The organism is Bacteroides sp. 51, from assembly GCF_010500965.1.
Lineage (GTDB): Bacteria > Bacteroidota > Bacteroidia > Bacteroidales > Bacteroidaceae > Bacteroides.
The window spans coordinates 382-1105 of sequence record NZ_QVMI01000101.1; the positions used below are offsets into that span (position 1 = coordinate 382).

Here is a 724-nt window from a genome sequence, read left to right on the forward strand (position 1 = left end):
AGTTTGCATAAACTTAATAATTAGTATTCACTTTAAAAACAAATTTATGTCAAGTGTAACATTAGTTTATCGCCCTTCTATAAAGAAGGGACAGCACGCAGGTAGTTTATCCCTGCGTTTGATCCATGAACGGCAAGTAAAGGCAATCACATTAAAAGGATGCCGTATTACACCCGATGAGTGGGATCAGGATACACACAGTATCCTGATCCCTTCGGATAATCCCGACCGGGCCGCCTATCTGAAAGACGTTATCTCCCGGATCAATAGCGAAAGAGAAATGCTGAACCGGTTTATCTTAATGCTCGAAAACAAAGGGCGCTACCGTCTCGACGACCTGTTGTTGCTCTATCTGCGGCAGCACAGCGAGGGCACCTTGCAGGGGTATACCGAAACGCTGTTTAAGCTATTGACCTCACGTGGGCAATATCGTACCGCCCGTGCTTACCGCACGGTTACCCACGGCCTGCTCTCTTTTCATGGGGACACCCATCTCTCTTTAAAGCAGATCGATGCCCGCCTGATGAAAGACTTTGAGAGCTATCTGAAAAATAAAGGGTTGATGCTGAATACCATATCCTACTATATGCGTAACCTGCGGGCAATCTATAACAAAGCCGTACAAGAAAATCTGATTATCGCCCGCAAAGAAGAGGACCCATTTGCCGATGTATTTACCGGAGTGGTAAAAACAGTAAAGCGGGCACTTTCCATGGATGAAACC

At 45.9% G+C, this 724-nt stretch carries 1 protein-coding gene; it reads left to right on the top strand.

The window, feature by feature from the left end:
* Positions 1–46: 46 nt before the first annotated feature.
* A partial coding sequence (locus tag D0T87_RS23705; protein ID WP_203558777.1) for a phage integrase SAM-like domain-containing protein occupies positions 47–724 on the top strand: 678 nt, incomplete at its 3' end.